Annotated in this window: 13 protein-coding genes; 9 read left to right on the forward strand and 4 right to left on the reverse strand. The window is 76.0% G+C overall.

Features of this window, described 5'->3' with window-relative positions; translation table 11 throughout:
- Window positions 1–21: 21 nt before the first annotated feature.
- Window positions 22–1,275 (reverse strand): kynureninase, encoded by a 1,254-nt coding sequence (gene kynU, locus LY71_RS05010; protein WP_106275825.1) that lies wholly within the window; start codon window positions 1,273–1,275, stop codon window positions 22–24.
- 45 nt (window positions 1,276–1,320) lie between these two features.
- Between kynU and LY71_RS05015 the strand changes: the two genes are divergently transcribed.
- From LY71_RS05015 to LY71_RS05025, 3 genes are read left to right on the forward strand one after another with little or no spacing between them, the layout of a single operon-like run.
- Complete coding sequence (locus tag LY71_RS05015; protein WP_245887669.1) at window positions 1,321–1,689, forward strand: amidase family protein; 369 nt, start codon at window positions 1,321–1,323, stop codon at window positions 1,687–1,689.
- A gap of 30 nt (window positions 1,690–1,719) precedes the next feature.
- The gene (gene ctaJ, locus LY71_RS05020; protein ID WP_106275826.1) at window positions 1,720–2,091 is read left to right on the forward strand and encodes an aa3-type cytochrome oxidase subunit CtaJ; all 372 of its coding nucleotides are present in this window, start codon (window positions 1,720–1,722) and stop codon (window positions 2,089–2,091) included.
- A gap of 51 nt (window positions 2,092–2,142) precedes the next feature.
- Entirely contained in the window at window positions 2,143–2,595 is a 453-nt protein-coding gene (locus LY71_RS05025; protein ID WP_091112479.1) for a DUF5130 family protein, read from the forward strand.
- 79 nt (window positions 2,596–2,674) lie between these two features.
- On the opposite strand, the gene pepN is transcribed toward LY71_RS05025, so the two are convergent.
- Window positions 2,675–5,227 carry an aminopeptidase N gene (gene pepN, locus LY71_RS05030; protein ID WP_106275921.1) on the reverse strand — a complete coding sequence of 851 codons (2,553 nt, stop codon included), beginning with the start codon at window positions 5,225–5,227 and terminating at the stop codon, window positions 2,675–2,677.
- 132 nt (window positions 5,228–5,359) lie between these two features.
- Between pepN and LY71_RS05035 the strand changes: the two genes are divergently transcribed.
- Together LY71_RS05035 and LY71_RS05040 are read left to right on the forward strand one after the other, a co-directional pair.
- A complete protein-coding gene (locus LY71_RS05035) occupies window positions 5,360–6,022 on the forward strand; it encodes a mycothiol-dependent nitroreductase Rv2466c family protein (protein ID WP_106275827.1) in 663 nt (220 codons plus the stop codon).
- A 70-nt stretch (window positions 6,023–6,092) separates the two neighbouring features.
- Entirely contained in the window at window positions 6,093–6,848 is a 756-nt protein-coding gene (locus tag LY71_RS05040; RefSeq protein WP_106275828.1) for an SDR family oxidoreductase, read from the forward strand.
- A gap of 58 nt (window positions 6,849–6,906) precedes the next feature.
- Here the strand turns inward: LY71_RS05040 and LY71_RS05045 are convergent, their stop codons facing one another.
- A complete protein-coding gene (locus LY71_RS05045; protein ID WP_106275829.1) occupies window positions 6,907–7,575 on the reverse strand; it encodes a DUF429 domain-containing protein in 669 nt (222 codons plus the stop codon).
- 26 nt (window positions 7,576–7,601) lie between these two features.
- Here LY71_RS05045 and LY71_RS05050 point away from each other — a divergent pair, with 26 nt between their 5' ends.
- Window positions 7,602–8,093, forward strand: coding sequence for a ribose-5-phosphate isomerase (locus tag LY71_RS05050; RefSeq protein WP_106275830.1), 492 nt, complete (start codon window positions 7,602–7,604; stop codon window positions 8,091–8,093).
- 14 nt (window positions 8,094–8,107) lie between these two features.
- Here LY71_RS05050 and LY71_RS05055 read toward each other — a convergent pair whose 3' ends face one another.
- Complete coding sequence (locus tag LY71_RS05055; protein ID WP_106275831.1) at window positions 8,108–9,346, reverse strand: GNAT family N-acetyltransferase; 1,239 nt, start codon at window positions 9,344–9,346, stop codon at window positions 8,108–8,110.
- Window positions 9,347–9,419: 73 nt separating this feature from the next.
- Here LY71_RS05055 and LY71_RS05060 point away from each other — a divergent pair, with 73 nt between their 5' ends.
- The 3 genes from LY71_RS05060 (at window position 9,420) to LY71_RS05070 (ending at window position 12,708) form a co-directional block, all read left to right on the forward strand.
- Window positions 9,420–9,836 carry a MarR family transcriptional regulator gene (locus LY71_RS05060; RefSeq protein WP_146146059.1) on the forward strand — a complete coding sequence of 139 codons (417 nt, stop codon included), beginning with the start codon at window positions 9,420–9,422 and terminating at the stop codon, window positions 9,834–9,836.
- 139 nt (window positions 9,837–9,975) lie between these two features.
- On the forward strand, window positions 9,976–11,607 hold the full coding sequence (locus LY71_RS05065; RefSeq protein ID WP_245887671.1) for a prolipoprotein diacylglyceryl transferase: 1,632 nt from the start codon (window positions 9,976–9,978) through the stop codon (window positions 11,605–11,607).
- A 90-nt stretch (window positions 11,608–11,697) separates the two neighbouring features.
- A complete protein-coding gene (locus tag LY71_RS05070) occupies window positions 11,698–12,708 on the forward strand; it encodes a sigma-70 family RNA polymerase sigma factor (RefSeq protein WP_245887672.1) in 1,011 nt (336 codons plus the stop codon).
- Window positions 12,709–12,753 lie beyond the last annotated feature (45 nt).

Consider the following 12,753-nt stretch of genomic DNA (forward strand, 5'->3'; position numbering starts at 1 on the left):
GGGGGGCACGAGGGTCCTCTCTCAGGTGACGCGGGTGCGCTCCTCGGGGTAGGCGCGCCACCCGCCGTCCTCGAGCAGCGCGCGGAACCGGTCGACGGCGTCCCACACGTCGACGAACCGCGTGTAGAGCGGCGCCGGGCCCAGCCGCACCCGGTCGGGCGTGCGGAAGTCGGGGACGACGCCGCGGTCGATGAGCGCCCGGGTCAGCTGCCAGGCGTGCGGGTGGGCCAGCGTGACGTGCGCACCCCGCCGCGCGCCGTCCCGCGGGCTGGCCAGGGCCACCCCGTGCGGCACCAGGTGCTCGTCGGCGAGCGCCACCAGCAGCCCGGTCATCGCCCGTCCCTTGGCCGCCAGCCGCCCGATCCCGGCCTCGGCCACCAGCCGCGCGCCGACCTCCACCGCGGCCGCGGCCAGCACCGGCGGCGTCCCCACGGCGAACCGGTCGATGCCCGGCGCCGGGTCGTAGGCCGGGCCCATCGCGAACTGGTCCCGCTGGCCGAACCAGCCCCAGATCGGCTGGCGCAGCTGCTCCTGCAGCTCCCGCCGCACGTAGAGGAAGGCCGGCGCGCCCGGCCCGCCGTTGAGGTACTTGTACGTGCAGCCGACGGCGAGGTCGGCGCCGCTCGCGGCCAGGTCGACCTCCACCGCGCCGACGGCGTGCGAGAGGTCCCAGACCACCAGCGCCCCGGCGGCCCGGGCGGCCGCCGTCACCGCCGCGACGTCGGCCAGCGCGCCCGAGCGGTAGGCCACCGCCGACAGGACGACGACGGCGACCCGCTCGTCCAGCGCGGCGGCCAGCACCGCGGGGTCGAGGCCCTCGTCGACGTCGGCCGGCACCTCCCGCACCGCCATCCCCCGCGCCGCGGCCACCCCGGCGACGACGTAGCGGTCGGTGGGGAAGTCGTCGGCGCAGCAGACCAGCACGTCGCGGCCCGGCCGGGCGTCCGCGGCGGCCACCAGCAGCTTGTAGAGGTCGACGGTGGTGGAGTCCGACAGCAGCACCTCGCCCGGCCGCGCGCCCAGCACGCCGGTGCCGATGACGTCGCCGACCCGGGTGCCGACGTCGATCCACGTCTCCCACGAGCCGATGAGTCCGCGGCCCCACTCCTGCTCGGCCACCCGCGCCAGCGCCGCCGGGGTCTCCCGCGGCATGCGGCCGAGCGAGTTGCCGTCGAGGTAGAGCAGCCCGTCGTCGACGCCGGCGAAGCGGTCGCGGAAGCCGGCCAGCGGGTCGGCGGCGTCGAGCGCCGCGGCGGCGGAGCGCGTGAGGTCCACGGGACCTGTCTACCGGGCGCCGCTACCGTCGCGGCCCGGGCGGCGATGGAGGCGCTCACCGCGCTGCGGCTGTTCGCCCGCCGGTTCCTGGAGGCCACCGCGGGCTTCGACGTCCTGCTCGCGCCGGTGACGACGATGACGCCGCGGCCGCTGGGCTGGTTCGACGCCGACGGCGACGGCGCCGCGGACTTCGAGCGGCAGAAGCGCTACGCCGCGTTCACCGCCGTCTACAACGTGACCGGGCAGCCGACCGTGAGCCTGCCGCTGTGGTGGACCGACGACGGCCTGCCGATCGGCACCATGCTGGTCGGGCGCCCGGCGGACGAGGCCACGCTCGTCTCGCTCTCGGCCCAGCTGGAGGAGGCCCGGCCCTGGGCGCGACGCCACCCGCCGCAGTGGCACGCGTACCGATAGGGAGGGACCCCGGTTGGGTAGGTTGTCGGGGTGACCGTCGTCGAGACACTGCTCGTCTTCCTCGCCGCGCCGCTGGCCGTCTACCTCCTGCTGTGGGCGCTGACCTACCTGCCCGGCGGGCGCAAGCGGCAGGGCGTCCAGTACAGGCCGGGGCAGTCGTGGGACCACGAGCCGGTCTGGTACGAGCCGCAGCCGGAGAACGCGCCGACCCACGCCGCCGGCGAGGGGGACACCCAGGCGGTCGGGTCCTCGCTGTACGGCGAGACGGCGGCCATCGGCTCCGGTGACGGCGCCGGCCCCGGGCACGGCGGCCACGGGAGCCACGGCGCCACCGCGATCACGGCCGGCGCCCCCACCCCCGCGAGCGTCGGACCGCTCGGCGGCGCCCGCGGGACCTGGTGACATGACCCGCCCGACCCCCACCCACCTCGGAACCGTCCCCGGAGGCCGGCGATGACCCGCGTCCTGCACGCCGAACCCCACGACACGGGGACGGTGGACACCGCGCCCAACCGTGCCGACGAGGGCTACGACACCGTCTTCAGCTACCGGGAGCTGGCCCGGCTCGACGAGGCGCTCACCATGTCCTCGCGCGAGACCGGCCTGCGCTTCACGCTCTACATCGGTGACCTGGGCAAGCAGACCCGGCTGCGCGCCGAGGAGCTGCACGCCCGCGGCGGCGACCCGGCCAACTCCGTGCTGCTCGCCGTCTCGCCCGGGCAGCGGGTGATCGAGGTGGTCACCGGCCCGTCGGCCGCCCGCCGGCTGCCCGACCGCGCGTGCGCGCTGGCCGTGCTGTCGATGACGAACTCCTTCGCCTCCGGCGACCTCGTGGGCGGTGTCGTCAACGGCCTGCGACAGCTCTCCGACCAGGCCGGCCACCCCCGCCTCGCCCGGGACCACTGAGCGACGGGGCGCACCGCCCCACGACGCCACGGAGCCCGGCCGGACACGACGTCCGGCCGGGCTCCGTCGCTGTCGGGCCTCAGCTCGCCGCGGCGTCCCGCCGGCGGGCGCGCAGGGCGCGGGCGATGCCGTCCCGGCCCTCGGACACCAGCCGGCGCAGCGGCGCGGGGTGCTCCTCGCCCTCGAGCCAGGCGTCGGCCGCCTTCAGCGTCCGCTCCTCGACCACCGGCGGGAACAGGTACTGGACGGCGTTCTTGGCGATCTCGCCCGGACGCCGCTCCCACATGGGGCCGATCTCGGCGAAGTACCGGTCGACGTAGCCCGCGGTGAGCTCGCGCTGCGCCGGGTGCCAGAAGCCGGCGACCAGCGCCTCGTGGACGGCGTTGGGCACCTCGGCGTCGTGGAAGGCGCGCTGCCACGTCTCCTCCTTGGCCTCCGCGGTCGGCCGCAGCGCCCGCGCGGTCGCCGCCCGGCGGACCCCGGTGGCGGTGGCGTCCCGCTCGGCCTCGGCGTCGATCTCGGCGTCGCCGGCCGCGCCGATCGCGACCAGGCCGTTGAGGAAGGCCCACCGCGCGTCGGCGTCGACGGCCAGCCCCTCGTAGGTGCGCGAGCCGTCGAGCAGGCCCCGCAGCACCGCGGCGTGCTCCTCGGTGCGGGCCGCCGCGGCCAGCGTCCGCGACCACTGCAGCTGCTCGTCGCTCTCCGGCGCGGCCGCCCCGAGCGCCTGCAGCGCCTTGTCGGCCAGCGCGGCCCAGCCGGACCCGTCGGCCCAGGCCGGGTCGGCGTAGGAGGTCAGCGCCGACTGCACCCGCGCCAGCAGCGACTGCACCACGCTGATCTCGGTCTCGGCGTCGATGCCGGCCAGCACCAGCTGCACCCACTCGCGGGCGGGCAGCTCGGCGTCGCGGGTCATGTCCCACGCCGCCGCCCAGCACAGCGCCCGCGGCAGGGAGTCGGGGATGGTGCCGATCGCCTCGCGCAGCGTGGCCAGCGACCGCTCGTCGAGGCGCAGCTTGGCGTAGGTGAGGTCGTCGTCGTTGACCAGCACCAGGTCGGCCGCCGGGTGGCCCACCAGCTCGGCGACCTCGGTGCGCGCGCCGTCGACGTCCAGCTCCACCCGGGTGCTGCGGGTCAGCCCGTCGGGCCCGCGGTCGTAGAGACCGACGGCGAGGCGGTGCCGGCGCAGCACCGGGTGCTCGGGGACGGCGGTCTGCTCGATGGCGAAGGAGGCGTAGCGGCCGTCGTCGGTGAGCTCGTACACCGGGCGCAGCGTGTTCACCTGGCTGGTCTGCAGCCACTGCGCCGACCACTCGGACAGGTCGCGGCCGGTGGCCTCCGACAGCGGGTCGAGCAGGTCGGCCAGCGTGGTGTTGCCGTACTCGTGGTCGCGGAAGTACTGCCGGATGCCGGCCAGGAACTCCTCGCGGCCCACGTAGGCCACCAGCTGCTTGAGCACCGAGGCGCCCTTGGCGTAGGTGATGCCGTCGAAGTTCACCTCGACCGCGGCGACGTCGACCATGTCGGCGGCGATCGGGTGGGTGGAGGGCAGCTGGTCCTGCGCGTAGGCCCACGCCTTCTCGGCGTTGGCGAAGGTCGTCCAGGCGGTCGTGTAGTCGGTGGCCTCGGCCTGGCACAGGGTGGAGATGTAGGTGGCGAAGGACTCGTTGAGCCACAGGTCGTCCCACCAGCGCATGGTCACCAGGTCGCCGAACCACATGTGCGCCAGCTCGTGCAGCACCGTCTCGGCCCGGCGCTCGTAGCGCGCGCGGCTGGTGCGCGAGCGGAAGACGTAGTCCTCCAGCACGGTGACCGCGCCGGCGTTCTCCATCGCGCCGGCGTTGAACTCCGGCACGAACAGCTGGTCGTACTTGTCGAACGGGTACGGGTAGTCGAAGACCCGGTGGTAGAACTCGAAGCCCTGCTTGGTGACCCGGAAGAGCTCCTCGGGGTCGAGGTGACGGGCCAGCGAGGCGCGGCAGTACAGCCCCAGCGGGATGTCCTCGTAGGCGTCGGTGACCCGGGCGTAGGGCCCGGCGACGAGCGCGACCAGATAGGTCGAGAGCCGCTTGGTGGGCTCGAAGTGCACCAGCTGCGAGCCGCCCGGCCCGGCCTCGATGGTGCGCCCGCCGGTGTTGGAGACGACCTGCCAGTCGAACGGCGCGACGACGTGGACGGTGTAGCTGCCCTTGAGGTCGGGCTGGTCGAAGCAGGCGAACATGCGCTTGGCCTCGGCCGGCTCGAAGTGCGAGTAGAGGTAGACCTGCCCGTCCTCGGGGTCCTCGAAGCGGTGCAGGCCCTCGCCGGAGTTGGAGTACCGGCAGTCGGCGACCACCTCGAGCACGTTCTCGGACGCGAGGTCGGGCAGCGGCAGGCCGCCCTCCTCGGTGTAGCCGGCGACGTCGAGCGCGCTCCCGTTGAGCGTGGCCGAGTGCACCCGCTCGGCGACCAGGTCGATGAAGGAGCTCGCGCCCGGCTCTCGGCAGGTGAAGCGCACCGTCGTCGTCGAGCCGAAGGTCTCCCGGCCCGGGTGGCCGGAGCCGTCGGTGAGGTCGAGGTGCAGGTCGTAGCTGTCGACGTCCAGCAGCCGGGCGCGGGCGGCGGCGTCGTCGCGGGTCAGGTTGGGTACGGCCACGCCCGGCAGCTTCCCACGGACGGCCGACACGCCCGGCGGGCGCGGGGAACAACCGCCCGGCCGGGGCACTTGGCAGCCAGCAGCGGTCCGGGCGCAGCCTGCCCCGGACGACGACGAGAGCGAGAGTGAGCGATGACCGAGGCAGTGCAGAGCGCCCCCACGGCGGCCCGGGTGGACTTCTGGTTCGACCCGCTGTGCCCGTGGGCCTGGCTGACCAGCCGCTGGGTCCTCGAGGCCGCGAAGGTGCGCGACATCGACCTGCACTGGCACGTCATGTCGCTGGCGGTGCTCAACCGCGGCCGCGACCTGCCGCCCGAGTACCAGCAGATGATGGAGCAGGCGTGGGGTCCGGTCCGGGTCGCGATCGCCGCCGCGGAGAAGCACGGCGACGAGGTCCTCGGCGACCTCTACACCGCCATGGGGACGCTGCGCCACCACGAGGGCAAGGAGCTCGACGAGCTCGTCGCGCCGGCGCTGGAGCGCGTCGGCCTGCCCGCCGAGCTGGCCGAGGCGGCGACGTCGACCGAGTACGACGAGGCGCTGGAGAAGAGCCACCACGCCGGCATGGACCCCGTCGGTGACGACGTCGGCACGCCGGTCATGCACATCGACGGCGTCGCGTTCTTCGGCCCGGTGATCAGCAAGGTGCCCACCGGCGAGGAGGCCGGCAAGGCCTTCGACGGCGCCGTCCTGCTGGCCAACCTCCCCGACTTCTGGGAGCTCAAGCGGACCCGCACCTCCGGGCCGGACATGGACTCGGTGCCCGCCGACGCCCTGGAGCTCACCCGCCGGTGACGTCCCCGTGCACGTCCGCGGAGTCGCACCGCGCGACTCCGCGGACGTGCACGGCTGGCATCCTCAGCGGGTGCCGCACCCCACCCGCCAGCGCATCCTGATCACCGGCGCGAGCTCGGGCCTGGGCGCCGGGATGGCCCGCCGGTTCGCCGCGCGGGGCCGCGACCTCGCCCTCGTCGCCCGGCGCACCCACCTGCTCGACGAGCTGCGCGACGAGCTGCTCGCCGCCCACCCCGGGATCCGGGTGGTCACCGCCGCGATGGACGTCGACGACCCCGCGGCGGTCGCCGACGGCGTGCCCGCGCTGGCCGCCGAGCTGGGCGGCGTCGACCGCTTCGTCGCCAACGCCGGCATCGGCAACGGGAGGCCGGTGGGCACCGGCGCCGCGGCGGTGAACCGCGCCGTCCTGGCCACCAACGTGCTCGGCACCCACGCGCAGTGCGAGGCCGCCGTGGAGCTGTTCCGCGCGCAGGGCTCGGGCCACCTCGTCGTCATCAGCTCGGTGGCCTCCGTCCGTGGGATGCAGGGCTCCCGGACGGCGTACGGCGCCAGCAAGGCCGCGCTGAACGCGCTCGCCGAGGGCATCCGCGCCGACCTGCTCGGCACCGGCACCCGGGTCACCACGGTCCTGCCCGGCTACATCGAGACCGACATCAACGCCGGCCGCCGCGGCCCGTTCACCGTCGACCTCGACACCGGCGTCGACGCGCTGGTCGCCGCCATCGAGCGCGAGCCGGTGCGCGCCTACGTGCCCGAGTGGCCCTGGCGCCCGGTCTCGGCGCTGCTGCGCGTGCTGCCCCTGCCGGTGCTCCGCCGGCTCACGTGACGGACCTCCCTGCCCCCGCTCCTCGCGAGCTCGCGGCGGGACCCCGGCAGGGAGGCCGCTACCACCAGATCCGCATCGGGCGGTCACGGGCGTCGCGGGACCCGTCGCCCACGCACTCCGCGACGCCGTCGGCGATCCGTCGCGCCGACCAGGCCGCCGCGCAGGCGTCGAGCGCGTCGACGGCCGGCACCCGGGGCGGCGCGGCCGGCAGCGCGGCGTCGACGTCCATGACCGGGCGCAGCGCAGCCAGGCGCTGCGCCAGCCCGCGGGCGGTGACCTTCGGGTCGGTGACCCCGCCGAGGCCACGGCGGAACGCCAGCTCGGGGTGGACCTCGACGACGCGCTCCAGCGGCGGGTCGCCCAGCGCGTCGTCGAGCGCGCGGATCGACCGGACCAGCCGGAACGCCTGCGCCGACAGCGACACCCCGCCGGTGGCCGCGACCGAGAGCCGGCGCGCCTCGGCGTAGTCGTCGGTCGCGAGCACCGCCCGGACGGGTGCGGCGAAGACCGAGCTGCCCGCCCTCCCCAGGAGGGCCTTGGCGCGCTGGTCACAGGCCCGCGCGCCGTCGTCCGACAGGCCGATCGGCATGTCGATGCCGACCACCTCGACGTCCGGGACGGCGAGCACGGCGGGGACGTCGTCGAGGTCGAGCAGCCGGACCGAGCGCCCCTCCAGGAGGGCCCCGACCCACCGGCCGCGCCAGCCGTCGACCCCCAGCACCGCCACCGTCGCAGCCTGTCAGACTCGCCGCCATGCGCGTCTTCGTCGGGACCGACCACGCCGGCCTGGAGTTCAAGGAGCACCTCAAGCAGGCGCTGACCGAGGCCGGGCACGAGCCGGTCGACTGCGGCGCGTTCGACTACGACCCGCAGGACGACTACCCGCCGTTCTGCTTCGAGGTCGGCGAGCGGGTCGTCGTCGAGCCCGGCAGCCTCGGCGTCGTCATCGGCGGGTCGGGCAACGGTGAGCAGATCGCGGCCAACAAGGTGCCCGGGGTGCGCGCGGCGCTGGTGTGGAACCGCGACACCGCGGAACTGGCGCGGGCGCACAACGACGCCAACGTGTGCGCGATCGGTGCCCGGCAGCACTCGGTCGAGGAGGCCACCGCGCTGGTGCTGCACTTCCTCGCCTCGCCCTGGAGCGGCGAGGAGCGGCACGTGCGACGGATCGGCCTCATCCACGACTACGAGCAGAACCGGCACCGCCCCGCCGGCGGCCTGCCCACCCGGGACGACGTCGTGTGAGGCAGCGGGTCCTCCTAGAAGGTGTCGGGGCACCACGGTGAGACCGGCCAGGACAGCGCGGTCGCGGCCAGCGTGACCGCCCCCGGGCTCACCTCGGTCACCCGCCCGGCGGCCTGCAGCGTGGCCAGCGAGACCCCGCCGAGGTGGGCCGCGGCCAGCGCGTCCGCGTCGACGACCAGGTCGGGGTCGAGGTCGGTGCGGCCGCAGTAGCCGCCCGCCGGGTGACCGGCCCAGCGCCAGCGCCCCTCGTTCCAGGGGCAGAACGGGTCGCGCACCTCGAGCACCAGGTCGACCGGGGCGGGGTAGCGGCGGGCGGCCAGCGCGCGGTCGACGTCGACCAGCCGCAGCCACAGCCCGTCGGTGGGCCGGGCGCGCAGCGCGCGCGGATCGGCCAGCAGGTGCCGCAGCGGCTCGTCGACGCCGCCCTGTGGGTACTCCAGCGTGCGGACCAGGTCGAGGTCGAGCAGGTACCGCCACAGCGCCGCGTGCGCCGGGGTGCCGCGGCCGCGGACCTCGTCGACGACCAGGGTGCCGTCGGGGTCGCCGTCGTCGAGGTCGCGGGGGCGCACCCGGAACGCGGCGTAGCCGGTGACCTCGCCGTCGGCCTCGGTGTGCAGGACGAACCGGCGGGGGGTGGCGCCCCGGCGCTGGTCGGGCGGGTCGCGGAGGACGCGCTCCCACCACCGCTCGTCGCGCTCGAGCTGCCCGGGCACCCAGCGGCGCAGCGCCTCGTGCACCCGCGGGGCACCGGACCGGAAACCGTCGAGGTCGACCGGTGCGACCGTGCCGGTGCCGAGGTCCACGCCGGGCCGGAAGGTCATCCGCTGCGTCGGGCCGGTGAGGTTGCCGCGCACCGCCGCGGGCGCGTAGCCGAAGCGGCCGTAGATGCCGCCCTCCGCCGCCCACAGCGCGGCCACCGGCTCCCGCTGCTGCTCGTGCAGCTCGGTGAGCTGGCGGCGCATGACGGCGGTGAGCACGCCCCGGCGGCGGTGGGTGGGGGAGACGGTCACCCAGGTGACGCCCGCACAGGGCACGACCGCGCCGGGCACGGTGAGCGTGCGGCTGTAGATCCCGGACGTGGCCACCACCCGGTCGCCGTCCCACAGGGCCAGCGTGCGGTCGAGCTCGGTCGTGGCCGGCGGCGCCTCGACGAACGACCCGGTCGCCTCCTCGCCGAAGACGTCGAGCATCGAGCGGGCGAAGACCGGCCACTCGTCGGCGGTCACGGGTCGCAGGGTGGCGGGGTCGGTCACCCCTGCTGTCTACCGGGCGGTCCGGCGGCCCCGCGACCGCGTTCCGTCGGCGGCCGGTGCCAGGCTGCGCGGCGTGCAGGAGCGGCGGCCGGTCGGGTGGTGGGTCAGGCGGCTCGACGAGCTGCTCGAGGAGGGGCTCGACGCCGTCGTCGGCGCCGAGGGACTCACCCGGCGGCACTGGCAGGTGCTGCAGTCCGCCGTCGACGGGCCGGTCGAGCGGGCCGCGCTGCACGCCGCGCTCGCCTCCTTCGCCGGGCCGGCGGAGGTCGACGGCGTCGTCGCCGAGCTGGCCGGGCGGGGCTGGCTGCGCACCGACGGCGGGCCGCTGTCGGCCACGGACGAGGGCCGGGCGGCGCACGCCCGGCTGGCCGCGGCGGTCGGCGCGTTCCGGCGCTCGGTGGCCGACGGGCTCAGCGAGGAGGAGTACGCGCGCACGGTCGCCGGCCTGGCGCGGATGGTGGCGAACCTGGAGCGGGCGCTGGGCCGCTGACCCGTTCGGCGGCGGGGACGGCGACGGCGTCGGTAGGGTGCCCCGGGAGCCGGGCGTGCCGACGGCGTCGCGCCCCCGCGCGGCCGGGGGCCCGGCGGACGGAGGTCCCCGCGTGCGACGTCGGACCGCACCCCTCGCCGTGAGCGCGCTGCTGCTGGCGGCCGGCTGCACCTCGTCGGCCACCGGCGACGGGCCCGGCGGCGGCGGTGACGCGGGAGCCTCCGTCGCCGCCTCCGCCCCCGACCAGCGGCTCACCGTGGTCGCCGACGCCGAGCCCGCCGCCGCCGCGGTGAGCACCAGCCGGGCGCTGTTCGACGCGGCCGGCGTCGTGGTGGTCGCCCCCGACGGCGATGCCGCCGCCACGCTGCTGGGCGCCTCCGCCGCGGTCGGCCTGGGCGTCCCGCTGCTGCTCGACCCCGAGGGCGACGCCGGGGACGACGCCGTCGCCGCCGAGCTCGACCGTCTCGGCACCGGCACCGTGCTCGCCGTCGGCGGGGACGCCGCGCCCGGCGGGGGCGACCGCGAGGTGGTCGGCGTCCCGGCCACCGCCGAGGCCGTCGGCGCCGCCACCGGCCTCGACCTCGCCGAGGCCGACCCGGTGCCGGCCGACGGGGAGGCGGCCGCCGTCGCGGTGCTCGACCCCGACGCGCCCGCCGCGCTGGTCCCCGCGGACGGCGCGGGCAGCGGTGAGGGCGAGGCGTCCGGCGAGCTGCCGGAGGTGACCCGCGCCGAGCCGCTGGAGGACACCGTCGTGCTGGCAGCCGGGACGCCGGAGTCGCTGGCCGGCGTGGCGACCGCCCGGGCGGCCGGCGCGCAGGTGCAGCTCACCGGCGGGTCGACCGACCCGCGCGCCTCGGGCGACGTCGTCGACCTCGTGGCGCAGGACCCCTCGGGGACGGTCGTGGCCCTGGGTGCGGGCTTCGGCGCCGAGGAGGGCCTGGACTGGAAGCTGGAGACGGCCGCCACCGGCGCGCAGCTGCCCGGCGGCGGACAGCTGCTGTTCCCGCAGCACTTCATGGTCGCCCTCTACGGGCACCCGGGCACCGGCTCGCTGGGCGTGCTCGGCGAGCAGGACGTCGACGCCAGCGTGCAGCGGGCCCGCGACCACGCCGCGCCCTACGAGGCCCTGGTGCCCGACGCCACCGTCGTCCCGGCCTTCGAGATCATCGCCACGGTCGCCTCGCAGTTCCCGACCGAGGAGGGCGACTACTCCTACGAGGCGCCGGTCGAGCAGCTGCGCCCGTGGGTGGAGGCGGCGGGGCGGGCCGGTCTCTACGTCGTCCTGGACCTGCAGCCGGGCCGCACCGACTTCGTCACCCAGGCCGAGCGCTACCGCGAGCTGCTGGTGCTGCCGCACGTCGGCCTGGCCCTCGACCCCGAGTGGCGGCTCGCCCCCGACCAGGTGCACCTGACCCAGATCGGGTCGGTGCCGGTCGAGGAGGTCAACCGGGTGGTCACCTGGCTGGCGGACCTGACGCGGGAGAACCGGCTGCCGCAGAAGCTGCTGGTGCTGCACCAGTTCCGGGTGGACATGATCCCCGGCCGCGAGGGCGTCGACCTCTCCCGCGACGAGCTGTCGGTCATGGTGCACGCCGACGGGCAGGGTCCCCAGGGCAGCAAACAGGAGACCTGGCGGGTGCTGCGGGGGATCGGCCCCGAGGGCCTGAGCTGGGGCTGGAAGAACTTCTACGACGAGGACCAGCCGATGCTCACCCCCGAGGAGACGATCGCGCAGGTCTCGCCGCGGCCCCAGCTGATCAGCTACCAGTAGCCACTCGCGCGGGGGTCCCGTTCCGTCCCTGGTCCGTGGTGGACTACCGCCCGCCGACGGGGGATGCCGACGAGGAGAGGTGGTCCTGAGGTGACCAGCGTGCTGACCGGGGTGACCGGCGAGATCGACCCGCGGCTGCTCGAGCACCGGCGGGAGCTGACCGGCTACTGCTACCGGATGCTCGGGTCGTCCTTCGACGCCGACGACGCGGTGCAGGAGACGATGGTCCGCGCGTGGCGCAGCCTGGCCGACTTCGAGGGCCGCTCCTCGCTGCGCTCGTGGCTCTACCGGATCGCCACCAACGTCTGCCTCGACCAGCTCTCCGGCCGGCAGCGCCGCGCCCTGCCGATGGACCTCTCCGGCCAGTCGTGGTCACCGGTGGAGGCCTCGCTGGCGGCCACCCGGCCGGCCGAGGCCTGGGTCGAGCCGGTGCTCGACCGCCAGGTCCTCCCCGAGGACGGCGACCCCGCCGAGCGGGCGGTGGCGAAGGAGTCGGTGCGGCTGGCCTTCGTCGCGGCCCTGCAGCACCTGCCGCCGCGCCAGCGGGCGGTGCTGCTGCTGCGCGACGTGCTGCGCTGGCACGCCGACGAGGTCGCCACCCTGCTGGAGACCACCGTCGCCTCGGTCAACAGCGCGCTGCAGCGGGCGCGGGCGACGCTGGCCGGGCTGGGCGGCGCCCCCGAGCCGCGGCCGCTGGACGCCGACAGCAGGGACCTGCTCGAGCGCTACCTCGACGCCTTCGAGCGCTACGACATCGACGCGTTCGTCGCCCTGCTGCACGAGGACGCCACCCAGCACATGCCGCCGTTCGAGATGTGGCTGGGCAGCGCCGCCGACATCGGCACCTGGATGCTCGGCCCGGGCAGCGAGTGCCGCGGGTCGCGGCTGCTGCAGACCGAGGCCAACGGCTGCCCCGCCTTCGCGCAGTACCGGCCGCGCGCGGGCGGCGGCCACGAGCCGTGGGCGCTGCACGTGCTGGAGGTCGAGGACGGCCGCATCCGGCACATCACCAGCTTCCTCGACCTCGACACCGGGCTGTTCCGCCGGCTGGGCCTGCCTCCGGCCCTGGAGCCCGAGGAGCAGCCGAGCGCCGGCGTCTGACCGGACGGCACCGGGGCCGGGGAGCGAGCGCTCCCCGGCCCCGGT

Origin of the sequence: Geodermatophilus tzadiensis (assembly GCF_003002915.1) — a bacterium.
Lineage (GTDB): Bacteria > Actinomycetota > Actinomycetes > Mycobacteriales > Geodermatophilaceae > Geodermatophilus > Geodermatophilus tzadiensis.

Bases quoted from the DNA above. Each gene is read 5' to 3' on its own strand.
- LY71_RS05015 (WP_245887669.1), top strand. From the start codon at position 1,321: ATGGAGGCGCTCACCGCGCTGCGGCTGTTCGCCCGCCGGTTCCTGGAG.
- LY71_RS05025 (WP_091112479.1), top strand. From the start codon at position 2,143: ATGACCCGCGTCCTGCACGCCGAACCCCACGACACGGGGACGGTGGAC.
- LY71_RS05035 (WP_106275827.1), top strand. From the start codon at position 5,360: ATGACCGAGGCAGTGCAGAGCGCCCCCACGGCGGCCCGGGTGGACTTC.
- LY71_RS05050 (WP_106275830.1), top strand. From the start codon at position 7,602: ATGCGCGTCTTCGTCGGGACCGACCACGCCGGCCTGGAGTTCAAGGAG.